This is a genomic window from Streptomyces sp. NPDC002386, assembly GCF_053593175.1.
The window spans coordinates 121,854-146,342 of record NZ_JBSFBX010000006.1; the positions used below are offsets into that span (position 1 = coordinate 121,854).

Below are 24,489 nucleotides of genomic sequence, written 5' to 3' on the forward strand. Positions count from 1 at the left end.
GCTAGCCTCTGACGACATGCCCGCCCGTATCACCGACCCCGAGCAGCTCAAAGAGCTCCTCGGTATCCCGTTCACCCCGGAGCAGACGGCCTGCATCACCGCGCCGCCCGCCCCGCAGGTGATCGTGGCCGGAGCCGGCTCGGGCAAGACCACGGTGATGGCGGCCCGCGTCGTCTGGCTGGTCGGAACCGGCCAGGTCGCCCCCGAACAGGTGCTCGGCCTGACCTTCACCAACAAGGCCGCGGGCGAACTCGCCGAACGCGTCCGCACGGCGCTGATCAAGGCCGGCGTCACCGACCCCGACGCCCTCCCGGCGCCCGGCAGGCACCCCTCGCCGACGGCGCCGCCCGCCGATCCCGCGTGGCCCGACCCGGACAACCCGCCGGGCGAGCCGGTCATCTCGACCTACCACGCCTTCGCCGGCCGGCTGCTGACCGACCACGGCCTGCGCATCGGCCTCGAACCCAGTTCCCGGCTGCTCGCCGACGCCACCCGCTACCAGCTCGCCGCGCGCGTGCTGCGCGAGGCCCCCGGCCCCTACCCCGCGCTCACCCGTTCCTTCGCCGACCTCGTCAGCGACCTGCTCACCCTCGACTCCGAACTCGCCGAACACCTCGTCGACCCCGAGGAACTGCGCGCCTGGGACACCGGCCTGCTGCACACCCTGGCCGACGCCAAGCTGACCAACGCCGATCTGCGCAAGGTCCCCGACACCGCGGCCGCCCGCCGTGAACTGGCCGGCCTCGTCCTGCGCTACCGGGCCGCGAAACGCGAACGCGACCTGCTCGACTTCGGCGACCAGATCGCGCTGTCCGCCCGCCTCGCCGGTGTCCCCGAGGTGGGCCGCCTGCTGCGCGAGGAGTTCCGCGTCGTGCTGCTGGACGAGTACCAGGACACCTCCGTCGCCCAGCGCGTCCTGCTGTCGGGGCTGTTCGGCGGCGGCACCGGCCACCCCGTGACCGCCGTCGGCGACCCCTGCCAGGCCATCTACGGCTGGCGCGGCGCCTCCGTCGCCAACCTCGACGACTTCCCCGAGCACTTCGCCCGCCACGACGGCCATCCCGCGACCCGCCAGGCGCTCAGCGAGAACCGCCGCAGCGGCGGCCGCCTCCTCGACCTCGCCAACGGCCTCGCCGAACCGCTGCGCGCCATGCACGCGGGCGTGGAGGCCCTCCGCCCCGCCCCCGGCGCCGAGCACGACGGCACGGTCCGCTGCGCCCTGCTGCGCACCCACGCCGAGGAGACCGAATGGATCGCCGACTCCATCTCCCACCTCGTCCGCACCGGCAGGGCGCCCGGCGAGATCGCCGTGCTGTGCCGCACGGCCACCGACTTCGCCGAGATCCAGGGCGCCCTCGTCGCCCGTGACATCCCCGTCGAGGTGGTCGGACTCTCCGGGCTGCTGCACCTGCCCGAGATCGCCGACCTCGTCGCCGTGTGCGAAGTCCTCCAGGACCCGGGCGCCAACGCCGCCCTCGTCCGCCTGCTCACCGGCCCCCGCTGGCGTATCGGCGCCCGCGACCTCGCCCTCCTCGGCCGCCGCGCCCGCCTGCTCGTCGCCTCCGCGCGCGCGGACGGCACCGAGGACCCCGACCGCAGGCTCGCCGAGGCCGTCGAGGGAACCGACCCCTCCGAAGTCGTGTCGCTCGCGGACGCCCTGGACACGTTCCTGGAGTCGCCTCTGCGCGAGGACGACCGGGACGGCGACGCACTGCCGTTCTCCCCGGACGCGCGCGTGCGCTTCGCCCGCCTCGCGGCGGAACTGCGTGACCTGCGCCGCTCCCTGTCCGACCCGCTCATGGACGTCCTGCACCGCGTCCTCGCCGTCACCGGCCTGGAGGTGGAGCTGTCCGCCTCCCCGCACGCGCTCGCCGCGCGCCGCCGCGAGACCCTGTCGAACTTCCTCGACATCGCCGCCTCCTTCGCGGCCGGCGACGGCGAGGCCACCGTGCTGGCCTTCCTCGGCTACCTGCGTACCGCCGCCCAGTACGAGAAGGGCCTCGACAACGCCCTGCCCGGCGGCGAGAACACCGTCAAGGTGCTCACCGCGCACAAGTCCAAGGGCCTGGAGTGGGACGTCGTGGTGGTCCCCGGGCTGGTGAACGGCACCTTCCCCAGCGCACAGGGCCGCGAGAAGTGGACCGCGCAGGCCAAGGTGCTGCCGCACGTCCTGCGCGGCGACGCCGACACCCTGCCCGACATCGGCTCCTGGGACTCCCGGGGCATGAAGGCCTTCCACGAGGCCATGAAGGAACACCAGCACACCGAGGAACTCCGCCTCGGATACGTCACCTTCACCCGCCCCCGCTCCCTGCTCCTCGGCTCCGGCCACTGGTGGGGGCCCAGCCAGAAGAGGCCGCGCGGGCCCTCCGGCTTCCTCCAGGCCCTGCACGACCACTGCGCCGCCGGCCACGGCGAGATCGAGGCCTGGGCCGACGAGCCCGCCGAGGACGAGGAGAACCCGGCGCTGCACACGGCCGGCGCCGAACAGGCGTGGCCGCTGCCGCTGGACGACACCGCCCTGGCCCGGCGCCGCGCGGCCGCCGGGACCGTCCGCGCCCACCTGGACGCCCTGGCCGCCCGGCAGCACACCCGGCCGCCCGCCGACCACGACCCCGGCACCCTCGACGACCCGGACTGGCCGGCACCGCCGGACGACGAGGACTTCCCGTACGAGGAGGGGACCCCGTACGACACGTACGACGAGGGGACCCCGTACGACGCGTACGACGAGGGGACTCCGTACGACGAGCACCCGTACGACGACGAGACGCCCCACGAGGCCGAGTCCTCGTACGACGAGCACGCGCCCTCCCCGGAGCAGCCCGGCGGCTGGGACTCCTGGACCGCCGAGCGGCCGGCCGTGCCCCACCAGGCATCGGCCCCCGACGAGCGGACCCACCGCCGAGGACCCGCCCACCCTGCCGGAGGACCGGCGCACCCCGAGCCCGCCGCCCCGGACGAGACCCGCGTCACCCCCGAGGAGGCCCGCGCCATCGCCTCCTGGGACCGCGACCTCGACGCCCTCACCGGCGAGCTGCTGCGCGCCCGCCACGGCATCACCGACGTCCCCCTGCCGGCCACCCTCACCGCGTCCCAGCTGATGCGCCTAGCCGAGGACCCCGACGGGCTCGCACAGGAACTCGCACGCCCCATGCCGCACCCCCCGCAGCCCGCCGCCCGCCGGGGCACCCGCTTCCACGCCTGGGTCGAAGCCCGCTTCGAGGAACTCACCCTGCCCATGCTCGAACCGGACGAGCTGCCCGGCGGCGAGGCCGAGATCACCGACGAGCGCGACCTCGAAGCCCTCAAGGAGGCCTTCGAACGCACCGAGTACGCCCACCGCACCCCCTGGCGGATCGAGGCCCCCTTCCAGCTCACCCTCGCCGGCCGGGTCGTGCGCGGCCGCATCGACGCCGTCTACAGGAACGGCGACGGCGACCGGGCCACCTACGAGATCGTCGACTGGAAGACCCACCGCGCCCACACCGCCGACCCCCTCCAGCTCGCCGTCTACCGGGTCGCCTGGGCCGAGCAGCAGGGCGTACCGCCCGATTCGGTCACGGCCGCCTTCCTGTACGTGCGCACCGGCGAGGTGGTACGCCCCGAGGCGCTGCCGGACCGCGCCGCCCTGGAACGGCTGCTGACGGACGAGCGTCCCGGCCACCCGCGCGAGACGGCCGAGGGCACCCGAGTGTGACGAACGGCCTGCCCAGGGTGGCCCCACGGGCCGATAGGCTCGTGAGCATGAGCCAGACCCCGGACAGCGCCGTCCGCACGTACATCGACGAGCACCGCGCCGCCTTCCTCGACGACCTCACCGCATGGCTGCGCATCCCCTCCGTGTCGGCCCAGCCCGACCACGCGTCCGATGTACGGCGCAGCGCCGACTGGCTCGCCGCCAAGCTCGAGGAGACCGGTTTCCCGACCGTCGAGGTCTGGCCGACCCCGGGCGCCCCGGCCGTCTTCGCCGAATGGCCCTCCGGCGACCCCGAGGCGCCCACCGTCCTCGTCTACGGCCACCACGACGTGCAGCCCGCCGCCCTCGAGGACGGCTGGGACAGCGAGCCCTTCGAGCCCGTCGTCCGCGGAAACCGCCTCCACGCGCGCGGGGCCGCCGACGACAAGGGCCAGGTGTTCTTCCACACACTCGGCGTCCGCGCCCACCTCGCCGCCACCGGCCGCACCGCCCCCGCGGTCAATCTCAAGCTGCTGATCGAGGGCGAGGAGGAGTCCGGTTCCCCGCACTTCCGCACCCTCGTCGAGGAGCGCGCCGAACGGCTCGCCGCCGACGCCGTCATCGTCTCCGACACCGGCATGTGGTCCGAGGACACCCCGACCGTCTGCACCGGGATGCGCGGCCTCGCCGAGTGCGAGATCCGCCTGTACGGCCCCGACCAGGACATCCACTCCGGCTCCTTCGGCGGTGCCGTGCCCAATCCCGCCACCGTCGCGGCCCGGCTCGTCGCCGCCCTGCACGACGAGCACGCGCGCGTGGCCGTCCCCGGCTTCTACGACGGCATGGTCGAGCTGACCGACCGCGAACGCGAGCTGTTCGCCCAGCTCCCCTTCGACGAGGCGACGTGGCTGCGCACCGCCAAGTCGCGCGCCACCCACGGCGAGGCCGGACACACCACCCTGGAACGCATCTGGGCCCGCCCCACCGCCGAGGTCAACGGCATCGGCGGCGGCTACCAGGGCCCCGGCAGCAAGACGATCATCCCGTCCTCCGCCACGGTGAAGCTCTCCTTCCGCCTGGTCGCGGGCCAGGACCCCGACCACATCGAGAAGGCGGTCCGCGCCTGGGCCGCCGAGCAGCTGCCCGCCGGCATCCGGCACGAGATCGACTTCGGCTCCGCCACCCGCCCGTGCCTGACCCCCCTCGACCACCCCGCACTGCAGTCCGTGGTCCGCGCCATGAGCCGCGCCTTCCAGGGTCCGGTCCGGTACACCCGCGAGGGCGGCTCCGGCCCCGCCGCCGACCTCCAGGAGGTCCTCGGCGCCCCCGTCCTCTTCCTCGGCATCTCCGTCCCCTCCGACGGCTGGCACGCCCCGAACGAGAAGGTCGAGCTCGACCTCCTCCTCAAGGGCGTCGAGACCAGCGCCTACCTCTGGGCCGACCTCGCCGGGAACTGGCGGCACGCCCCCTGACCGGCCGGCGCCGTACGGGACGGCACCGCGCGCGGGGCACACTGGAAGAACCGCTCGCACGCCCCGCCCGCGCCCGGCCCGGTGCCCACACGCCCCACGTCCGCCGAACCACCCGCCGAAACGAACCGTTGCACCTTGCACTGGGGGAGTTGGAAGCACCCGTGACCACCTGGACCGACCAAACCGCCGACCGCCCCATCTCGCTCACCGCCCCGAGCGGCATCGACCGCGCCGCCCACCACCGGCTCGACGAAGCCTGGCTCGCGGCGGCGTGGAGCCACCCCACGACCCGCTGCTTCGTGGTCTCCGGCGGCCAGGTGCTCATCGACGAGACGCCCGACGGCCGCACCGAACTCGTCATGACCCCCTCCTTCGAGGCGCCGCTCACCGAGGCCCACCGCTACTTCCTCGGCAACGACGAGGAGGGCGTCAGCTACTTCGCACTCCAGAAGGACGCCCTGCCCGGCCGTATCGACCAGTCCGCGCGCCCGGCGGGACTCCGCGAGGCGGGGCTGCTGCTGTCGCCGCGGGACGCGGGCCTCATGGTGCACGCCGTCGGCCTGGAGAACTGGCAGCGCACCCACCGCTTCTGCTCGCGCTGCGGCGAGCGCACGGTCATCGCCGCCGCCGGCCACATCCGCCGCTGCCCGGCCTGCGGTGGCGAGCACTACCCGCGCACCGACCCTGCGGTGATCATGGCCGTGACCGACGAGGACGACCGGATCCTGCTCGGCCGGCAGGTCCACTGGCCCGAGGGCCGCTTCTCCACGCTCGCCGGGTTCGTCGAGCCCGGCGAGTCCATCGAGCAGTCCGTGCGCCGCGAGGTCTTCGAGGAGGCCGGCGTCCACGTCGGCCCGGTCGAGTACGTGGCCAGCCAGCCCTGGCCCTTCCCGTCCAGCCTCATGCTCGGCTTCATGGCCCGCGCCACCTCCACCGACATCACCGTCGACGGCGACGAGATCCACGAGGCCCGCTGGTTCTCCCGCGAGGACCTGCGCACGGCCTTCGAGACCGGCGAGGTGCTGCCGCCCTACGGCATCTCCATCGCCGCCCGCCTGATCGAGATGTGGTACGGCAAGCCGCTGCCGACGCGGAGCGTCATCTGAGACACCGCTGACATGCGACAGGGCGGCACCCGGGTGATCGGGGGCCGCCCTGTCGCACGTCTCACCGCGGAAACCCGCGGAGCGTCACGCCGCCAGCTTCTGCTTCACCTGGGCCAGCGACGGGTTCGTCAGCGTGGAGCCGTCGGCGAAGAGCACGGTCGGCACGGTCTGTAGACTTCCCTCCTGCTTGCGGCGGCCAGGGGAGGCCGCCCACGTCTTGGGGAGGGGCAAGGGTGAGTGACAAGCCCAGGGCGCTTGGCGTGGTCCGTCTGTCTGTAGGCAACGAGAACCAGACCGGCGAGGAAACGCAGCGGACCCGTATCAGCAAGCGTGCGGACGCGGAGGAAATGGAACTGGTCGACTTCGCCGTCGACATCGACGTTTCGGCTTCCATCTCGCCGTGGGTACGCCCGTCCCTGGGGGACTGGCTCAACAACAAGAAGGACCAGTTCGACCACATCATCATCCTGAAGATCGACCGCATCGCGCGGTCGGTCCGCCACCTCTCGGACATCGTCGAGTGGTGCGAGGCGAACGGTAAGGGGCTCATCTCCTGCGAGGAGGGATTCGACCTCTCGAAGCCGTGGGGCAAGACGATCGCCAAGATCCTGGCCGTGGTCGCAGAGGCCGAGTTGGACGCCATCAAGGCCCGCAACAAGGCTTCCCGGGAGACCATGCGGAAGACCGGTCGTTGGCCGGGTGGCCTTGTTCCGTTCGGACGCAGAGCGGTGAAGGGTGACGCAGGCTTCACCCTGGAACTCGACCCCGAGTACGGCCCGACGCTGATCGAGATGATCCGGCGCTTCATCGAGAAGCCGAGCTTCACGGCCGTCGCCGACTGGCTGAACGAGCAAGGCGTACCCACGGCTCAGGACATCGCTCGTATTCGCGCGGCGGCAGGCGAGAGCACGACTCGGCTGGCGGACCCGAAGCCTCGGGGAGCCAGGTGGACGCCGACCACAGTGCAAGCCGTACTGGTCAGCCGCTCTCTGCTTGGGGAGTACGTGCGAGCCAATGGCGCCGTGGTCCGCAACGACGACGGCACACCCGTCATGCGGTCTGAGCCGGTACTGAACGAGGAGGAGTGGACGAAGCTGTCGGAAGCCGTCGCCTCGGTCAAGTACAAGAAGCAGAAGGGCTCTACGTCGCCGACGGTGGGCGTGACGTTCTGCATGCTGTGCGGTAGCTCCCTCTACTTCGTGAAGGGGGACCCGGCCAAGGGCAAGCGCGAGCGGTATCGGTGTCACGGCAACAAGAGCAAGGGCATCCAGGCATGCCCGAAGCAGAGGTTCTGGGCAGAGGACTTGTATCCCTGGCTGGAGTCGGCCCTGTTGGGCGAGATCGGCCACTTGGAACGGATGGAGTCGAAGACGACCATCGACGACAGTCGTGCGGCGAAGCTCGCCGTGATCGACGGCAAGATGAACCAGCTCCTGAAGGAACTCCAGCAGAACGAGATCAGCGCCGTTGCGTACGCCTCGCAGGTCGCCAGCCTTGCCCAGGATCGGGAGAAGGTCACCAACCAGGAGGGGCCGAAGCCGGTGACCATGTGGACAGGTACGGGCGAGGGCTACGCGGAGTGGTGGGAGCGGTCGAGTGTCGACGAACGGCGTGAATGGCTGAAGAAGCACAAGGTCAAGGCGTACTTCGGACATGACGTCCTGGCCATCGATCCCGGCGACCTGATCGAGAACATCAAGCAGCAGGCCATTACGTACTGGGACGTGCCCTCCAAGTCTTCTCAGGTGCTCTCGCCGATCACGCCGATCTCGTTGCACGGAAAGCCGTACGAGAAGCCGAAGCCGCTCACGGGTGTGGAGTGGGAGATCGTCAGCCGCTGGGAGGACTTCGATGCGGAACGGGCAGCGCAGCGGGCGAAGGCTGAGGAGGAAGCCAAGGGAGTAGAGGGAACCGAGATGGTTCCGATCTCTGCCTGATGCAGGCTGAGCAACCGAGGAAGGCCCCCGACCTGGGGGCCTTCTGTCTTCCGATCAGAAGGGCGGCGGCTCGTGCCCTGCTTCTTGAAGCCGGTCGGTCAAGCCGTTGTAGTTGAAGTCACCGGCGAGGGAGCTGCCTATGGCTCTCCAAACCAGCGTCGACGGCGCTCCTCCTGCTTGACCGTCTCCACGTCTACGAAGAAGAAGGAGGGGGCCGGAGGCCCCCCAAGGGAGCCAGCCCCTTCGTCTTCCTTCTGGGGGCCGCTCCCGCGGCCCACCTTCGCCGGCTGCTTGAGCTCTTCGTCTTCTCCCTGTAGGCCCTGTGCCGGGGGCCGCTCTTCGCCTACCGGCTTGCTCTTCGCCGTTGGCTCCTCACTCCTACCGCCGTCGCTCTTGAAGGTAGGTAGGTTGTATGGCTCCTCAGCCATACACTCCTGCTTCGGCAACGTGAGCCGGTAGATCACCGGACCGTCCGGCACCTTGCCTGTCTTCGTGAGCCAGCCAGCCCTACGCAGCCTGCCAACGATCTTGTTGACCGTCTGCTCTGGAGCCTTCCCGCCGTAGCCGAGTTCCCTGGCAATCGTCCCGTTCGACGGGCATGCGTTCTCGCCCGTCTCGTAGTCCGCGTACAACGCCATCGCGACGCCGACCAACTTCTCTGAGGTCTTCATGTCAGAGCGCACCAGCGCACGACGCCACACGTGTTCCTGTGTCTCGGGTTTCCCTTCTCCGGCGACAACATCCGCCCCGCCTACGTCACGGGGGACCCGCAATGTACAGGGCGCGGAAGGGAAAAGCGCAGGTCACTGCATGTGAGGCGCCTCTCAAAATGCGGCCGTACATGGGCCCACCCCCGCTACGCTGACGCGATGAGCAATCCCGACAGCGCCCCTGACTGCGACCTTGCGTTCGCCCTTCAGGTCACTGGCTTCGAGCTGGCCACCGAACCACCGGCCCCGGACACCCCGCTCGCCCGCATCCTGGCCTACGCCGCCGAGCACGGGCACGAGAGCCTGACCGATGAGCACTTCGACATGGCGAAGCTGAGGCTCCTGTGACGGCCGACCCGAAGGAAGACGCGGCACTCGACGCATGGATCGAGGAGCAGGTGGCCAAGGCTCCGCCCCTGGGCGAGGAGCAGTTGAACACGATCCTTTCCCTGATGGGGCTTGGGCCCCTCGTGGCCCAGGAAGGCTGACGCGGGGGCGGGCCTCCGCCCTTCACCTGTTCGCTGGCGTTCCTGTGGCGCTGGCCATGATTGCCCCTGAAACCGTGGCGCAATCTTGGCCGGTGAGACACGGCGGTCGGGCAAGGCCCCTCCAGGGGGTCATCCCCCACCCCTTCCGCCGTCGCTCCCTCTCACCTGTCGCCAGCCACAGGCCGCCGACCGTGGCGCAGCGTGACCAGGAACGGGCGTCTCGAAAACCGAGGTTTGTGAGACGAGACGGCATGCGCCCCACGAGGGGGCGCAGCACTGTTCAAAACCCGTCTCGAAACTTCCGCCTCAGGCTTGACGTATTGAGACGAGTTCTGAGACAGTCCGGCCGTGACGACGAACACGATCACTGGCCAGCTCATCGGTTACGCCCGCGTCTCCACCGACGACCAGGAATGCCAGCTTCAGCGCGACGCACTGACGGCCGCAGGCTGCGCCCGCATCTTCGAGGACAAGGCCAGCGGGAAGAACGCCAACCGGTCAGAGCTCACGGCGGCACTGGACTACGCCAGACCCGGCGACACCCTGTGCGTGTGGAAGCTCGACCGCTTCGCCCGGTCGCTCATCGACCTTGTGACCATGGTCGACACCCTTCGAGAGCGCGGCATCGGGTTCAAGGTGCTCACGGGTGCGCTGGCCAACATCGACCCCGGTACGGCCGACGGCCGTCTCATGCTTCAGGTGGTCGGAGCCATGGCGGAGTTTGAGCGCAGCCTCATCAAGGAGCGCACCCGCGCAGGACTGGACGCAGCCAAGGCACAGGGGCGTACCGGCGGACGGCCGACCGTGGTTGATGAGGACGTACTCACTGTGGCCCGCGCCAGGAAGGCGAAGGGTGAGAGTGTGAGCGCCATCGCCAAGGCTCTCGGGGTGTCACGAGCCACCCTGTACCGCCACCTCGGCGAGAGCGCCTGAGGCAGGCGTATACAGGTGCATCCCGAATCAGGAAAGGCAGCGACGGCCCGCCGCCGGTGTCCGCTGCTCGCGCTCTCTGAGGCTTTCGCGACCGCAGCCCAGCTCCGGAGTGCGGTAGTCGCGAGCCGTGTCAGACCTGCGTGCAACACTGCGGTCCATGCCTCTCGCTGATCTCACTCTCGACCAGTGGCAGTCCTTCGAACTGCCTACCGCACGCCGCGTCGCCGAGGAGGCCGCTGGCTTGGTGGACGGCCGGGTGACCCTCGTCGAGACCACGGAGCACCTCGGTGCCCCGCTGCATCGCGTCCGGATCGAGCGGAACGAGCAGGAATTCGCTCTGATACCCGGAGGGCCGGTGTCCCTCGGCTTCGACCTGGACAGCTGGCAGCCGACCCTGCAGCAGACTGCCGACTCTACGCCGAGAGCCTGGAACAGGGCTTCGGCTACGGACCCGACCTGCGGGCCCATCTCGCGCAGGTGCTCAGCCCCCGCCGGAGCGTCGTTCTGGCCACTGTGCTCATGGCTGCGGAGGACGAGGACCTGACCGAGTTGCCTGCTGACATGCCGGCTGTTCTCGCGGCTCGTGGCCTGCGGATGCCGAGCTCCGACGAGTGGGAGCACGCTTGTGGAGCTGGAGCAGAGACCCTGTTCCGGTGGGGAAACGACTGTCCCCTCGACCGCATCCCCTACGAGGACCGCACAGGCCCGCAGAACCAGCTGAGCGCCTTCGGTCTACGCATCGCCTACGACACCTACCGTACGGAGCTGACGAGCGACGCCACTGCAGTCCACGGCGGGGACGGCGGCGAGTCGGTGTGCGGCGGCTACGGTCACATGCTGGCATGGCTGCCCCTGGCCACCGCCAATCGCAACCCATCCATGGCCGAGTTCGTGTATGGCCCGGACGGTGAAGACCTTTGCGAGGATTTCTCCACCCGGCCTGTGCTCACGCTCTGAACCTGCAGCTCTGCTTTCGCGCGCTGAGAGCTTCTGTTGGCGACGGCCGCCAGGCGGAGTGCTCAGTCTCTCGCGCCCCTGTGGGACACGTGCAGGAGTTCGGGTGATGACGGTCTCCTGTCGACCACGGCGGTAGCCGATACCGGGCGTGCCGAGGGCGGGCTTCCTTGTCCTGCTGCTGGGGTCCCCAGGGCACACAAAACCCCCGATCGGCGTCAGACCGGCCGGGGGTTGCGTCTCGCGAGAGTCAGGCGCTGAGTGCCTGCTTGACCTGGGCAAGGCTCGGGTTCGTCATGACGACCTCAGAGCCCCCCTGGGCGGGAACTACCAGAACCGTCGGGACCGTCTGGTTTCCGCCGTTCGCCTTCTCCACGAAGGCGGCGGACTCCGGGTCCTGCTCGATGTTGATCTCGGTGTACGCGATGCCCTCGCGCTCCATCTGGCTCTTCAGCCGACGGCAGTAGCCACACCAAGTCGTGCTGTACATCGTCACAGTGCCCTGCATGTCTCGCGCTCCTCAGGCAGCTCGGGAAGGTCGTCCAGGGGAAGAACGTAAGGGATCCGGCGGGCATTCCCCGCCCCGGGCCGCGGGTCGCCGGGCCCCCGCGTCTGTGACGCCTGCCGCATCAGTACGACCGCGGGCCCCCGCCTGTGGACAACCGGCGCAGCGGTCCCGGGCGACCTGGCAGCATGGCCATGTGACAGCAGCAACGCACTCCACCCTCTTCCCGTGGGTCCCGGGCACGGCCGACGCGGTGCTCGAAGGGCTCGACCCCGAGCAGCGCGAGGTGGCCACCGCCCTGCACGGGCCGGTGTGCGTCCTGGCCGGAGCGGGGACCGGCAAGACCCGGGCGATCACCCACCGCATCGCCTACGGGGTCCGGGCGGGCATCCTCCAGCCGTCCAGCGTGCTCGCCGTCACCTTCACCAACCGTGCCGCGGGAGAGATGCGCGGGCGCCTGCGCCAGCTCGGCGCCCAGGGGGTCCAGGCCCGCACCTTCCACTCCGCGGCGCTGCGACAGCTCCAGTATTTCTGGCCGAAAGCGGTCGGCGGCTCCATGCCCCGGCTCGTCGACCGCAAGATCCAGCTCGTCGCCGACGCGGCCGCCGCCTGCAAGCTCCGCCTCGACCGGGGCGAGCTGCGGGACGTCACCGCCGAGATCGAATGGTCCAAGGTCACCCAGACCGTCCCCGCCGACTACGCGTACGCGGCTGCGAAGGCCGGCCGGGAGTCCCCGCGCGACCAGGCGGAGATCGCCCACGTCTACGCTGCCTACGAGGACCTCAAGCGCGACCGCGCGGTCATCGACTTCGAGGACGTCCTGCTGCTGACCGTCGCCGTCCTCCAGGACCGGCACGACATCGCCGATCAGGTGCGCAGCCAGTACCAGCACTTCGTCGTCGACGAGTACCAGGACGTCAGCCCCCTCCAGCAGCGGCTTCTGGAACTCTGGCTCGGCGACCGCGACAGCCTGTGCGTCGTCGGGGACGCCAGCCAGACGATCTACTCGTTCACCGGAGCAACGCCCGACCACCTCCTCGACTTCCGCGCCCGTCATCCGCGCGCCACCGTCGTCAAGCTGATCCGCGACTACCGCTCCACCCCGCAGGTCGTCCACCTCGCCAACGGCCTGCTCACCCAGGCCCACGGCCGTGCCGCCGAACACCGGCTGGAACTCGTCTCCCAGCGCGGGCCCGGACCCGAGCCCGTCTACAGCGAGTACACCGACGAGCCCGCCGAGGCCGAGGGCGCCGCCCGGCGTATCCGGGAGCTCATCGACGCCGGTGTCCCGGCCTCCGAGATCGCCGTCCTGTTCCGTACGAACTCCCAGTCCGAGACCTACGAGCAGGCCCTCGCCGACGCCGGGGTCCCCTACCAGCTGCGCGGCGCCGAGCGCTTCTTCGACCGGCCCGAGGTCCGCAAGGCCGGTGTGGCCCTGCGCGGCGCGGCCCGCTTCGGCGGCAACGACGCCCTGCTGGACGACGTGGTCGACCTGCCCTCGCAGGTGCGCGCCGTGCTGTCCGGGGAGGGCTGGACCAGCACGCCTCCGGCCGGCTCCGGCGCCGTCCGGGAGCGCTGGGAGTCCCTGGCCGCCCTGGTCAACCTCGCCCACGACTTCTCCGCCGCCCGCCCCGGTGCCACCCTCGGCGACTTCGTCGCCGAACTCGACGAGCGGGCGGGCGCCCAGCACGCCCCGACCGTCCAGGGCGTCACCCTGGCCTCCCTGCACGCGGCCAAGGGCCTGGAGTGGGACGCGGTCTTCCTCGTCGGCATCGCCGAGGGCATGGTGCCGATCACCTACGCCAGGACCGACGAGCAGATCGAGGAGGAGCGCCGCCTCCTCTACGTCGGCGTGACCCGCGCCAGAGAGCGGCTCCATCTCTCCTGGGCCCTGTCGCGCGCACCGGGCGGACGGGCCAACCGCAGGCCCAGCCGCTTCCTCGACGGCCTGCGCCCCGGCACCGCCGCCGTCGCAGGCCGCAGCGGCACCGGCGCCGGCGGAGGCATCGAACGCGGCGCGGCGGCCCGCGGCCCGGCCGTCCCCCGGCGCGCCCAGCGCACCGTGGCCCGCTGCCGGGTCTGCGGCCGCACCCTGACCGACGCCGGCGAGATGAAGCTGATGCGCTGCGAGGACTGCCCCTCGGACATGGACGAGGGCCTCTACGAGCGTCTGCGCGAGTGGCGTGCGGTCCAGGCGGAGCGCAGCGGGCAGCCGGACTTCTGCGTCTTCACCGACCGCACCCTGATGGCCATCGCCGAGGCACGGCCCGAGGACCCCGCGGGACTCTCCCGCATCCCTGGTGTCCGTGCCCGCAAGCTGCAGCGTTACGGGGCCGATGTTCTGGCCATCTGCGCAGGTCAGGAGATCGGGGCGGACGGCGGGCGCGACTGATGCGAACTCGTCGAAAAAATAGTTTGCGCACGCCCCGGGAATCCCCATAGGTTCTAGGCACGGAAGCGGCGGCCTTCTCCAAGGTCCTGACTCCGTGTTGTACTTGCATATCCGAATGGATCGGTTCACCCCGGTCCCCCCAGACGCCGAGAGGAGGCGAGTCCAGTGACCAGCATCGAAACCATCATCAGCACGGCCAAAATGACCGATCGCTCGACCGTCTCCACGTGCATGCTCGGCGCCTCGAACCAGGGCACCGGTCTGTCCGGCATTCGTGCCGTCCGTCCGGCGTCCTCCCCTGCTCTCGCGGTCCTTCCCGTCCGTGAGCGCAATGAGCGACCGACGAAGGCACTGGAAGCGGTAGTGGCACAGGCACATGCCTATGTCTTTGCGGCGGCCGGTGCCGGATTCCGGAAGCAGACGACGCAGCACCACCTGATGTGGGCCTTCCGTGGGCCAGAACCCTGGAGTGATCCAGCCTGATCGCCGATCAGGCCGGCGCCTTCAGGGCCGCGGAACCCCACCCGGGATCCGCGGCCCTTCTGTTTTCCCCGAACGGGGACGACGGAGCGAAGGGGCCTCGGGACAGGAAAGAACCCGGTACCAAGCCGACGCCCGGTCAACAGGCCGGAACGACAGACGAGGAAGACCGAACCGTGCAACTCGAAGCGCACGCCCCGTCCGTACCGCCTTCACGCACCATCCCCCCGCCCGGCCTCACGGAGGACTCCACCTTGATCCCCCTCACCGCGCTCACCGCGCTCGACGACGCCATCGAGAACCTCGGCGTACCCGTCCCCTGCCGTTCCTACGACCCCGAGGTCTTCTTCGCCGAGTCGCCGGCCGACGTCGAGTACGCCAAGTCCCTCTGCCGCACCTGCCCGCTGATGGAGGCGTGCCTCGCCGGGGCGAAGGAGCGGCGTGAGCCCTGGGGCGTCTGGGGTGGCGAGCTGTTCGTCCAGGGTGTCGTCGTCGCCCGGAAGCGGCCGCGTGGCCGCCCGCGCAAGAACCCGGTCACAGCATGAACGCCGCAGGAACCATCGACCGTCCCCTCACGCACGACCCCAAGAAGCAGGCCCCGATGAAGCCGTCCACCAGCGAGCCCGCAGGCTCCGCGACCTCAGACTTCACCACCACCGGCGCGAACGACTCGCGTCAGAACAGGACCCGAGAGATGCAACTCATCCCAGAAGCCCTGGCTCGTGCGCATATGCACGACATGCTGCGGGGCGCCGAGCAGGAACGCCGGGCCGCGCGCCTGGCGACCGCTCGCCGCATGCAGCGCCGGGCGGAGCGCGCCTCCATGCGTGCCCGCCGTGCGCTGGCCATGGCCGTCATGCAGTGATCCAGCACACCTGAAGCGGTGGCCTCCCGGTACAGGGAGGCGAATCCTTCACCACGGGGGTCGGTCCGTCCGAACGGACCGGCCCCCGCCGTGCGTTGTGGTCGCTACGCCTCGGCCGCCGGCTCCTCCTCGTCCAGTTCGTCCGCGGGGACGAAGCCGGGCAGCCACTCCTCCAGCTCCTCACGCAGCCGCACCGTGGCTCCGAGCTGGCAGAGCACACCGATGGTGCTCAGCGTCACCCGGTGGATCAGCAGGTAGGCCGGCGGCAGGTTGAGCTGCTTGCCCAGCTGGTAGGCGGGGGAGCGGACGTCGGCGATCCGGGCGGCCTGGCTGCGCATCCACGAGCGGGTGAAGGTGAACGCCTCGACCCGGGCCGGCTCGATGATCGGCAGCAGGTAGTCGAGGACCGCGTCGGGGTCCAGCTCTATGGACTCCTTGACGAACCCCTCCGTGCACAGCAGCTCGTAGACGGGATCCGCCTCGCCGTCCAGGGTCATCCGCAGCGTGACGCCTATCGGCTCCGGCAGGCCGCCCGGGAGCCGGTCGACGGTGCCGAAGTCCAGCACGCCCAGGCGCCACTCGCCGTCACCGTCCGGGTCGCCGGGCAGCAGACGGAAGTTGCCCGGGTGCGGGTCGGCGTGGAGCAGACCGGTGCGGGCCGGGCCGGAGAAGAGGAAGCGGGCCAGGAGCTGGCCGGCCCGGTCGCGCTGCTCCTCGGTGCCGTCGTTGATGATCTCCGACAGCGGGATCCCGTCGATCCACTCCGTGACCAGGATCTGATCGCACTGGTGCACCACCGCCGGGACCATCACGTCCGGGTCGTCCGCGAACTCCTCCGCGTGCGCCTGCTGGGCCTGCGCCTCCAGCGCGTAGTCCAGCTCCTCGGAGACCCGGTCCCGCATCTCCGCGATCAGTGGCTTGATGTCCATGCCGGGAATCAGCGGCCCCAGCAGCCGGGCGAAGCGGCTGAGTTGGGTCAGGTCGGACAGCAGGGCCTCGCCGGCGCCCGGGTACTGCACCTTGACCGCCACCTCGCGGCCGTCGTGCCACACCGCACGGTGGACCTGCCCGATGGAGGCCGCGGCCGAGGGCTTGTCCTCGAACTCGAGGAACAGCTCGCGCCACTCCGCGCCCAGCCGCTCCTCGAGCACCGCGTGGACCGTGCGGGTCGGCATCGGCGGGGCGGCGTCCTGCAGCTTCGTCAGCGCCGCGCGGTAGGGGCCGGCGATCTCCTCGGGCAGGGCGGACTCGAAGACGGACATCGCCTGCCCGAACTTCATGGCCCCGCCCTTGAGCTCGCCGAGGACCTTGAACAACTGCTCCGCGGTCCGCTGTTGCAGTTCCCGCCCGACGATCTCCGCGGACTCGCCCACGATCCTCTTGCCCAGCCCCCAGGTCGCCCGTCCGGCGAAGCCGAGCGGGAGCGCGGCGAGCTTGGCGGTACGGGTGACCGCCTTCCGTGGAAGATCAGACATGCGCCCTCCAAGTCCCAGTCGGCCGCAACGCGCCTGCCTCGCGTCGTTGCTCCGGCGACGGCCGTCGCACCGCCATTGTCTCGCGCGGCTCCCCGTCCGTGGAGGAGTGCTCCCCCTTACCTCTCTCCGCGGCCCCGCAGTCGCATGCGGGGTGCGGCCGGATCGGCCGGGAATGCCAGGTCAGGCCGGGTAGCGACATCTCCCAGCGGGTACCCGCGGCGGACGGCGACTCCCCGTCGAGGAAGGCCAGGGCGTGGGCCGCGGCCAGTCCGGCGACGGTCGTGGCGAGAGCCAGATCACAGGCCCCCACCCGGCGGGCGTGGCCGGAGCGCCACTGGGCGGCCAGCCGGGGCCAGGCCGGGTCGCGGTCCGTGCGGTCCTGGTGCAGACAGCCCGCGCAGCTCGTCCCGCCCGGCAGAACGAGGGGCCCCACGACGCCGGTACCCTCCACGACGCCCGCGTACAGATGGGGCGTGCCGGAGGCCATGAGCGGTTCGGCGGTGAACGGGTCCGGCGCGTGCACGGCGACGTCGTCGCGTGGGGCGAGGATCACGAGGGAGAGGCCGGGGTCGTCGGTTCCGGCTCCGGTGCCCGCGGTGGCCGTGGCGCGGGCGGAGCGGGTGCGGCGCGCCGGCCGGCCCGGGGCCGCGCGGCGGACCGCCGCCCGTGCCGCGTCCTGCCGGCGTTCGCGCAGCGAGTCGGCGGGCAGCCCGCCCGGGGCCACGTCCCACGGCTCGACACGCCCCACGTCGCGCACCTCGACCTCCCCGACCCCGGCCCCGGACAGCACCGACGCCAGCACGGCCCCCACCCGCCCCGCTCCCCGTACCTGCACGCGCAGCTCGCCGCGCGCGGCGAGCCGGCCGAGCGCGCCGCCCGGTTCCGGAGTGGTCAGGGACAGCGACGCGAGGTCGGGGCGCAGCCGCTCCAGGACGTCCGTCCGCTCCCGCAGGGCGTCGGCGGCCGGCCCGCCGCCGCGCGTGTCGTCGAGCAGGCCCGCGCGGGCCAGCCGCCCGAGCAGCGCGTCGACCCGGCCGTCCGGCAGGTCCATGCGCCGTCCCTCGTCCCGCAGCAGGGGCAGGCCCCGGGTGCCGTTGAGCAGGTCCAGGAAGCTGCCGGTCGCCGTGTCCATCGGTCCCAGTGTCATCGCGTGCGCCGGGGTCATCCCGAACTGCACGGTGTTGAGGTCGCGCCAGCCGCGCCGCAGCGCGGGTTTCACCATCGGATGCATGACAGTCCCCGTGTCCGTCGCATTCTCCTGAATTGTTCCCCGGATGGGCAAACGTTCCGTGGTCGCGTCGCCCATGTCTCTTGGGCCGGTGGAGCCGGTCACGCTCCGCCGACCTCCGCCAGCATGCCGGGCCGGGCCGCGGCGGTGCTCGAAGTTATTCACAGGCTGGGGGTGTTCGTCGTACTGATCCTCGGCGTCAGTCGGGCAAATCGGTCGTACTAATCAAGCACATGGTGGGGCGCCGCCATCCGAGCGCCCCGGAGCCGGGACTTCGGCCCGCCCCAGCGGGTAACGTCGGGGCGTGCCCGCCGACCCCCTGCACCGCGCCGGAAACCCACAGCGCAGCACGACCAGCCAGCCGCCGAGCGGCTCGGGGGCGAGCGCGATCGAGGTCCGCAGGAGTACCCGGCGCCGCCGGACGGTCTCCGCGTACCGCGAGGGCGATCGCACCGTCGTGCTGATCCCCGCCCGCATGTCCGCGGCGGAGGAGCAGCGCTGGGTGACGCTCATGCTCGACAAGCTCGCCGCCCAGGAGAGCAGGCGGGTACTGGGCGACACCGAGCTGACCGAGCGCGCCGAGCGGCTGTCCGCCCAGTACTTCGAGGGCCGGGCGCGTCCCGCGTCCGTGCGCTGGGTCACCAACCAGAACACCCGCTGGGGCTCGTGCACTCCGGCCGAGGGCAGCATCCGCCTCTCGCACCGGCTGCAGGGGATGCCCGAGTACGTCGTCGACTACGTCCTCTGCCATGAACTGGCGCATCTGCTGGTGCCCGGTCACGGGGCCGACTTCTGGCGGCTGCTGGAGTCCTACCCGCGCACCGAGCGGGCCCGCGGCTACCTCGAAGGGGTGGTGGCGGCCGGGCGGCTGCCGCACGTGCCCGGCGCGCGCGGTGAGTGACCGGACCGTGCGCGGGGCGCGCGGCCGGTTGTGTACCGGCTCTGTACCGACTCGCACCGGCCGCGTCCTCTGCCGAAATTTGCGGTTAGCCTGGCGCGACGCACTCACATTCGGGATGGGGGACGGTCGTAACGCATGGCCAGGGAATTCCAACGCGGCCACAAGGCCAGGATCAGTGACCTGACGACGGGCACCGATCTGTACGTAGGCGTGCAGATCTCCGCCCCCGGACTGACCTTCGACATCAGCTGCTTCGGTCTGGACGCCGACGAGCGCCTCTCGGACGACCGGTACTTCATCTTCTTCAACCAGCCGAAGTCCCCCGAGGAGTCCATCCAGCTGCTCGGCGCCCAGGCCGGCGACACGGAGTCGTTCCGCGTCACGCTGGACCGCGTCCCGGCGGGCATCCGGAAGCTCTCCTTCACGGCGACCGTCGACGGCGCCGGGCAGATGTCGCAGATCGGCCCCGGATACCTGCGCGTCGTGGCCGGCGGCGAGGAGGTCGCGCGGTACTCCTTCGACGGCTCGGAGTTCTCCACCGAGCGGGCCGTCATGCTCGGCGACTTCTACTTCAAGGACGTCTGGCGGTTCGCCGCGGTCGGTCAGGGCTTCGACGGCGGTCTCGACGCGCTGCTGAGGAACTTCGGCGGCGAGGTGCTGGAGGAGGAGGCTCCGGCCGCCCCGCAGCAGCCGCAGTCCACGGCCTCCCCCGGCTTCGCCCCGCCCGCCCAGGCCGCCGCCCCGCCCGCGTTCGGCGCCCCCGCCGCCCCGGCACCCGCCCCCGCGCCCGCTCCGGCCCCGCAGGGCTTCACCCCGCCGCCGGCTCCGGCGCCCGCCCCGAACGTGCACGGCGCGCCGACGGTCATCGCGCCCCTGACCCCGCCCGCCGGCGGCACCGTCCCGCCCCCGGCCCCGGCTCCCGCGCCCTACGGCCAGCCGCCGCAGCCTTCTTACGGGGGCCAGCCCAGCGCCCCGATGCCCCCCGGCTACGGCCAGCAGCCCTCCCACGGCGGACCGCCCGGAGCGCCCCTGCCCCCCGGCTACGGCCAGCAGCCGCCCTACGGCCACGTCCCCGGCCAGCAGGCCGCCGGTCACGGTGTCCCGCAGGGCGCCCCCCAGGGCGGGGCCGGAGTGACGGCCGCGCTGCAGAAGTTCAGGGAGACGCCCACCGGGCAGCGCTGGACGCCGCAGAACTCCAAGCTCATCCGCGTCGACCTCGGGATCGGCGGCCAGCCCGTACTGGCCCGGCAGGGCAGCATGGTGCTCTACCAGGGCAAGGTCGACTTCAGCTACAAGGGCGCCGGGTTCGCCGGGCGGATCGTGGGCAACGCGACCGGCCAGGAGATGCAGCTGATGAGCTGCACCGGCCAGGGCCAGGTGTTCTTCGCCGACAACTCCACCCACGTGCACCCCGTCGAGCTCCAGGGCGACGCGATCTGCGTCTCGGCGGAGAACGTCCTCGCCTTCGACGAGAGCCTCCAGTACGAGGTCCGGCGCATCGAGGGGCACGGCATCCCCGGCGGTGCGCTGTTCACGATGCAGTTCCAGGGCACCGGCACGATCGTCGTCAAGACGCACGGCACCCCCGTGGTGCTGCCGGTGACGCCGACGACGTTCGCCGACTGCAACGCGGTGGTCGCCTGGTCGGCGGCCTCCCAGGTGATCGTCTCCAGCCAGGTCCGGATGCGCCGCAACGCGTACCCGGGCGACACAGGAGAGAGCGTCAACCTGCAGTTCCGGGGTGCTCCCGGCAACTTCATCGTCGTCCAGCCGTACGAGGTCTGAGGGAGCCCGTCATGAACCAGCCGCTCGCGGGCTACGCTCCCGCACCCGTCACCGCCCGCATGGAGAACCACGGCAGCCACATGCTGAAGGTCGCCATGCAGACCGGCAGCGACCTCCTCGCGCGCGTGGGGTCGATGGTCGCCTACGAGGGCTTCATCCAGTACGAGCCCAACCCGCCGGCCGTCCGCCAGATCGCCCGCGACTGGATGACCGGCGAGGGCGCCCCCCTGATGAAGTGCTCCGGCGACGGACTGCTCTACCTCGCCGACTACGGCGCCGACGTCGTCGTGATCAACCTCAACGGCGACGGCATCTCGGTCAACGCCACCAACCTGCTCGCCTTCGACGCGCACCTCAGCTGGGGCGTGGAGCGGGTGAAGGGGCTCGCCAAGTTCGCCGGGCAGGGCCTGTGGAACACCAAGATCTCCGGACAGGGCTGGGTCGCGCTGACCTCACGGGGCAAGCCGATCGTGGTCGACTGCGGCGGCGGCGAGGACGAGACGTACGTCGACCCGGACGCGCTCGTCGCATGGTCCCCGAACCTGAAGGTGAAGGGCAAGCGCAGCTTCAAGGCGCAGTCGCTGATCGGCCGGGGCAGCGGTGAGGCCTACCAGATGGCCTTCTCCGGCCAGGGCATCGTCGTCGTCCAGCCCAGCGAGGACAGCACCGACCGCCTTCGGTTCCGGGGCTGAGGGGGAGTCAGAACATCATGCAGAGCCCGCTTTTCGCCCACAACGACCAGCAGACCCAGGAGCGCTGGAGCCTGCAGAACAAGCAGATGCTCCGCGTCACCCTGGAAGGCCACGACGACCTCCTCGCGCGCAAGGGGACGATGGTCGCCTACCAGGGTCTGGTCGAGTTCGACGCCGAGTACCGCAGCAACGGACAGGCCCGCGCGCGAAGGCACACCGGCGAGGGCCTGGACCTGATGCGCTGTCACGGACAGGGCACCGTCTACCTCGCCAACCTCGCCCAGTACGTGCACGTCATGGACGTCGAGCAGGACGGGCTGACCGTCGACAGCTCCTACGTCCTCGCCATGGACTCCTCGCTGCACCACGAGGTCATCGCCGTCGACAGCCTGTACGGCATCTCCGGTTCCGGGAAGTACCAGCTCAACATCACCGGACGCGGCAAGGTCGCCCTGATGACCTCGGGCGCGCCGCTGCTGATGCAGGTCACGCCCGACAAGTACGTCAACTGCGACGCCGACGCGATCGTCGCCTGGTCCACCGGGCTGCGGGTGCAGATGCAGGCCCAGACGCACTCCTCCGGTGTCTGGCGGCGGCGCGGCAGCACCGGTGAGGGCTGGGAGCTGAGCTTCATGGGCTCCGGCTTCGCGCTGGTGCAGCCCAGCGAGCTGCTGCCGCCGCAGAACGCGCAGATCGGACAGGGACTCGCCGCGCAGTTCGGCATGGGCCAGCAGGGCGCGCGCGGACAGAACCAGGGCAACGTCTGGAGCTGAGCGCGCCTGAACCGGCGAGGGGTGACCGCCCGGGCGGTCACCCCTTCCGCGTTCACAGCCGGGCGCGCGCGGCCTCCACCAGGCGCACGACGGAGTCGTCGGCCACGCCGGCCACCTCGTCGTACGCGAACCAGCGCAGGTCCAGGGACTCGTCGCTGATCTGCTGGACGGCTCCGGGCGGGGCCAGCACCGCGTACTGGACGTCGAGGTGCCAGTGGCAGGGCGGCGGGAGCGGATGCCGGTCCAGCCGGACCGGGCCCCCGGGCACCAGGGACAGCCCCGTGATGCCCGACTCCTCCGTCGCCTCCCGCAGGGCGGCGTCCCGCAGGGTGGCGTCGACGGGCTCGCAGTGGCCGCCCATCTGCAGCCACATCCGCAGCTTCCGGTGCAGGGTCAGCAGCACCCGGCCCCGCTCGGGGTCGAGCACCAGCGCGCTCGCCGTGAGGTGACCGTCCGCGCACGCCTTCCACATGCCGTCCGGGTGGGCCGCCAGATGATCCAGGTAGGCCTGGCGCAGCTCGTCCTGGCCCTCGTACCCCTTCAGCACGAGGACCGCGTCGTCGTACAGGCTCACTCGGTGTCGTCGCCCCCGGCCTCGTCGTCCTTCTTCAGGTTCGGCTTCTCGCCGGCGCCGCCCGCCGCCTCGCCGAGCATCTTGTCCAGCTCGGAGAAGTCGAGCTGCTCACGGTGCACGAAGCCGTCCGGATCGTCCAGGTCGGTGGCCGTCGGCAGCATGTCCGGGTGGGCCCACAGGGCGTCCCGGCCGTCCACCCCGCGCGCGTCCGTGAGCGAGGCCCACAGCCGCGAGGCGTCACGCAGCCGGCGCGGACGCAGCTCCAGGCCGATCAGCGTCGCGAACGTCTGCTCCGCCGGGCCGCCGGTGGCACGGCGGCGGCGCAGGGTCTCGCGCAGGGCGTCGGCGGACGACAGGCGCGGTTTCGCGGCCGCGTGCACCACCGCGTCCACCCAGCCCTCCACGAGCGCCAGAGCGGTCTCCAGACGGGCCAGGGCCGCCTTCTGCTCGGGCGTGTCCTCCGGCTGGAACATGCCCTGCTGAAGGGCGTCCTGAAGCTGCTCGGGGTTCTGCGGGTCGAACTGCCCGACCACGTCCTCCAGCTTGGCCGTGTCGACCTTGATGCCGCGCGCGTAGCCGTCGACCGCGCCGAACAGGTGCGAGCGCAGCCACGGCACGTGCGCGAACAGGCGCTGGTGAGCCGCCTCGCGCAGGGCCAGGTAGAGCCGGACCTCCTCCTGCGGCACGCCGAGGTCCTTGCCGAACGCCTCCACGTTGGCGGGGAGCAGCGCGGCCTTGCCGGCCGGGCTCAGCGGCAGGCCGATGTCGGTGGAACCGACGACCTCGCCCGCGAGCACGCCCACGGCCTGCCCGATCTGCGTGCCGAACATGGCCCCGCCCATCGAGCGCATCATGCCGATCAGCGGGCCCGCCATGGCCTGCATCTCCTCCGGCAGGACGTCACCCATGGCCGCGCCTACCCGCTCGGCGACCGGGTCGACCAGCTCCTGCCAGGCGGGCAGGGTCGCCTCGACCCACTCGGCGCGGGACCAGGCCACCGCCGAGGCCGCGCCCGACGGCAGGGAGGTCGCGTCGTCCAGCCACAGGTCGGCCAGACGGACGGCTTCCTGGACCGCGGAGCGCTCGGCGCCGCCGATGCTCGCGTCCTTCACGCCGTCCGGGGTGCCCTGGGAGACGGTCTGGCGGGCGATCTGCTTGGCCATGTCCCAGTTCACCGGGCCGCCCTCGTAGGAGAGCATCTGGCCGAGCTGCTGGAAAGCGGCGCCCAGGTCGGTGGGGTTCAGGGACCCGAACATCGCTGCGAGCGGGTTGTCGGCGCCGGGGCCGCCAAAGCCTCCGGCTCCGGGCAGCCCGAAACCGAACGGGTTGGCCGGTCCCTGCTCACCACCGCTCTGCTGGTCCTTCTTCTTGCCCTCGTCGCCGTCCTCCGGCTCCTCCGGCGGAAGGCCGAATCCGAATGGGGTGTCACTCACGGGATTCCTCGGCTGGTAAGGCCACCGGTTCTCTCCGGCGGCGCGGCTGCCCGACGTCACCACCCAGCGTAGACACCCGGACCCGATCGGGCCTCGGTGCTTCGCCC

General features: G+C 71.3%; 21 protein-coding genes and 2 pseudogenes. 16 read left to right on the forward strand and 7 right to left on the reverse strand.

Annotated elements, in window-relative coordinates:
• Positions 1 to 16 precede the first annotated feature (16 nt).
• The 3 genes from ACWCPN_RS14505 to nudC all read left to right on the forward strand — a co-directional run bounded on the left by ACWCPN_RS14505 (position 17) and on the right by nudC (position 6,257).
• A complete protein-coding gene (locus ACWCPN_RS14505) occupies positions 17 to 3,700 on the forward strand; it encodes a UvrD-helicase domain-containing protein (protein WP_451205522.1) in 3,684 nt (1,227 codons plus the stop codon).
• Positions 3,701 to 3,747: 47 nt separating this feature from the next.
• Positions 3,748 to 5,151, forward strand: a complete 1,404-nt coding sequence (locus tag ACWCPN_RS14510; RefSeq protein WP_451205526.1) for a dipeptidase — start codon at positions 3,748 to 3,750, stop codon at positions 5,149 to 5,151.
• Between the two features lie 161 nt (positions 5,152 to 5,312).
• Positions 5,313 to 6,257: an NAD(+) diphosphatase gene (gene nudC, locus ACWCPN_RS14515; RefSeq protein ID WP_199211909.1), complete on the forward strand. Its 945-nt coding sequence runs from the start codon at positions 5,313 to 5,315 to the stop codon at positions 6,255 to 6,257.
• A gap of 84 nt (positions 6,258 to 6,341) precedes the next feature.
• On the opposite strand, the pseudogene ACWCPN_RS14520 reads toward nudC, so the two are convergent.
• A pseudogene (locus ACWCPN_RS14520) lies at positions 6,342 to 6,446 on the reverse strand (NrdH-redoxin); the annotation flags it as partial.
• Positions 6,447 to 6,490: 44 nt separating this feature from the next.
• Here ACWCPN_RS14520 and ACWCPN_RS14525 point away from each other — a divergent pair.
• Positions 6,491 to 8,194 carry a recombinase family protein gene (locus ACWCPN_RS14525; RefSeq protein WP_451205529.1) on the forward strand — a complete coding sequence of 568 codons (1,704 nt, stop codon included), beginning with the start codon at positions 6,491 to 6,493 and terminating at the stop codon, positions 8,192 to 8,194.
• Between the two features lie 137 nt (positions 8,195 to 8,331).
• Here ACWCPN_RS14525 and ACWCPN_RS14530 read toward each other — a convergent pair whose 3' ends face one another.
• Positions 8,332 to 8,865, reverse strand: a complete 534-nt coding sequence (locus ACWCPN_RS14530; protein ID WP_451205531.1) for a helix-turn-helix domain-containing protein — start codon at positions 8,863 to 8,865, stop codon at positions 8,332 to 8,334.
• A 198-nt stretch (positions 8,866 to 9,063) separates the two neighbouring features.
• On the opposite strand from ACWCPN_RS14530, the gene ACWCPN_RS14535 reads away from it, so the two are divergent.
• From ACWCPN_RS14535 to ACWCPN_RS14550, 4 genes and pseudogenes are all read left to right on the forward strand, one after another.
• Positions 9,064 to 9,252: a hypothetical protein gene (locus ACWCPN_RS14535; RefSeq protein ID WP_451205534.1), complete on the forward strand. Its 189-nt coding sequence runs from the start codon at positions 9,064 to 9,066 to the stop codon at positions 9,250 to 9,252.
• Entirely contained in the window at positions 9,249 to 9,392 is a 144-nt protein-coding gene (locus tag ACWCPN_RS14540) for a hypothetical protein (RefSeq protein ID WP_451205536.1), read from the forward strand. Before ACWCPN_RS14535 ends, ACWCPN_RS14540 begins: the two co-directional genes overlap by 4 nt.
• Before the next feature lie 348 nt (positions 9,393 to 9,740).
• Positions 9,741 to 10,325, forward strand: coding sequence for a recombinase family protein (locus tag ACWCPN_RS14545; protein WP_451205539.1), 585 nt, complete (start codon positions 9,741 to 9,743; stop codon positions 10,323 to 10,325).
• A gap of 157 nt (positions 10,326 to 10,482) precedes the next feature.
• Positions 10,483 to 11,282, forward strand: a pseudogene (locus tag ACWCPN_RS14550) (hypothetical protein).
• Positions 11,283 to 11,529: 247 nt separating this feature from the next.
• Here ACWCPN_RS14550 and ACWCPN_RS14555 read toward each other — a convergent pair.
• Positions 11,530 to 11,787, reverse strand: coding sequence for a mycoredoxin (locus ACWCPN_RS14555; protein ID WP_451205541.1), 258 nt, complete (start codon positions 11,785 to 11,787; stop codon positions 11,530 to 11,532).
• Positions 11,788 to 11,980: 193 nt separating this feature from the next.
• Here ACWCPN_RS14555 and ACWCPN_RS14560 point away from each other — a divergent pair, with 193 nt between their 5' ends.
• From ACWCPN_RS14560 to ACWCPN_RS14575, 4 genes are all read left to right on the forward strand, one after another.
• Positions 11,981 to 14,176 carry an ATP-dependent DNA helicase UvrD2 gene (locus ACWCPN_RS14560; RefSeq protein WP_451205543.1) on the forward strand — a complete coding sequence of 732 codons (2,196 nt, stop codon included), beginning with the start codon at positions 11,981 to 11,983 and terminating at the stop codon, positions 14,174 to 14,176.
• 201 nt (positions 14,177 to 14,377) lie between these two features.
• Complete coding sequence (locus tag ACWCPN_RS14565) at positions 14,378 to 14,659, forward strand: hypothetical protein (RefSeq protein ID WP_451206037.1); 282 nt, start codon at positions 14,378 to 14,380, stop codon at positions 14,657 to 14,659.
• Between the two features lie 173 nt (positions 14,660 to 14,832).
• On the forward strand, positions 14,833 to 15,201 hold the full coding sequence (locus tag ACWCPN_RS14570; protein ID WP_250403421.1) for a WhiB family transcriptional regulator: 369 nt from the start codon (positions 14,833 to 14,835) through the stop codon (positions 15,199 to 15,201).
• On the forward strand, positions 15,198 to 15,521 hold the full coding sequence (locus tag ACWCPN_RS14575; protein ID WP_451205546.1) for a hypothetical protein: 324 nt from the start codon (positions 15,198 to 15,200) through the stop codon (positions 15,519 to 15,521). Before ACWCPN_RS14570 ends, ACWCPN_RS14575 begins: the two co-directional genes overlap by 4 nt.
• 104 nt (positions 15,522 to 15,625) lie before the next feature.
• On the opposite strand, the gene ACWCPN_RS14580 is transcribed toward ACWCPN_RS14575, so the two are convergent.
• Both ACWCPN_RS14580 and ACWCPN_RS14585 read right to left on the reverse strand, forming a co-directional pair.
• Positions 15,626 to 16,996: an ABC1 kinase family protein gene (locus ACWCPN_RS14580; protein WP_451205548.1), complete on the reverse strand. Its 1,371-nt coding sequence runs from the start codon at positions 16,994 to 16,996 to the stop codon at positions 15,626 to 15,628.
• Positions 16,989 to 18,227, reverse strand: a complete 1,239-nt coding sequence (locus ACWCPN_RS14585) for a TOMM precursor leader peptide-binding protein (RefSeq protein ID WP_451205551.1) — start codon at positions 18,225 to 18,227, stop codon at positions 16,989 to 16,991. Before ACWCPN_RS14585 ends, ACWCPN_RS14580 begins: the two co-directional genes overlap by 8 nt.
• A gap of 301 nt (positions 18,228 to 18,528) precedes the next feature.
• On the opposite strand from ACWCPN_RS14585, the gene ACWCPN_RS14590 reads away from it, so the two are divergent.
• The 4 genes from ACWCPN_RS14590 (at position 18,529) to ACWCPN_RS14605 (ending at position 22,375) form a co-directional block, all read left to right on the forward strand.
• Positions 18,529 to 19,125: a M48 metallopeptidase family protein gene (locus tag ACWCPN_RS14590; protein WP_365119933.1), complete on the forward strand. Its 597-nt coding sequence runs from the start codon at positions 18,529 to 18,531 to the stop codon at positions 19,123 to 19,125.
• 135 nt (positions 19,126 to 19,260) lie between these two features.
• The gene (locus ACWCPN_RS14595) at positions 19,261 to 20,910 is read left to right on the forward strand and encodes a TerD family protein (protein ID WP_451205554.1); all 1,650 of its coding nucleotides are present in this window, start codon (positions 19,261 to 19,263) and stop codon (positions 20,908 to 20,910) included.
• 11 nt (positions 20,911 to 20,921) lie between these two features.
• On the forward strand, positions 20,922 to 21,602 hold the full coding sequence (locus ACWCPN_RS14600) for an AIM24 family protein (protein ID WP_359545680.1): 681 nt from the start codon (positions 20,922 to 20,924) through the stop codon (positions 21,600 to 21,602).
• Between the two features lie 17 nt (positions 21,603 to 21,619).
• Entirely contained in the window at positions 21,620 to 22,375 is a 756-nt protein-coding gene (locus ACWCPN_RS14605) for an AIM24 family protein (RefSeq protein ID WP_392292223.1), read from the forward strand.
• Positions 22,376 to 22,427: 52 nt separating this feature from the next.
• On the opposite strand, the gene ACWCPN_RS14610 is transcribed toward ACWCPN_RS14605, so the two are convergent.
• Entirely contained in the window at positions 22,428 to 22,949 is a 522-nt protein-coding gene (locus ACWCPN_RS14610) for an NUDIX hydrolase (RefSeq protein ID WP_451205558.1), read from the reverse strand.
• On the reverse strand, positions 22,946 to 24,382 hold the full coding sequence (locus ACWCPN_RS14615; protein ID WP_451205561.1) for a zinc-dependent metalloprotease: 1,437 nt from the start codon (positions 24,380 to 24,382) through the stop codon (positions 22,946 to 22,948). The genes ACWCPN_RS14610 and ACWCPN_RS14615 overlap by 4 nt, the downstream gene beginning before the upstream one ends.
• Positions 24,383 to 24,489: the final 107 nt, after the last annotated feature.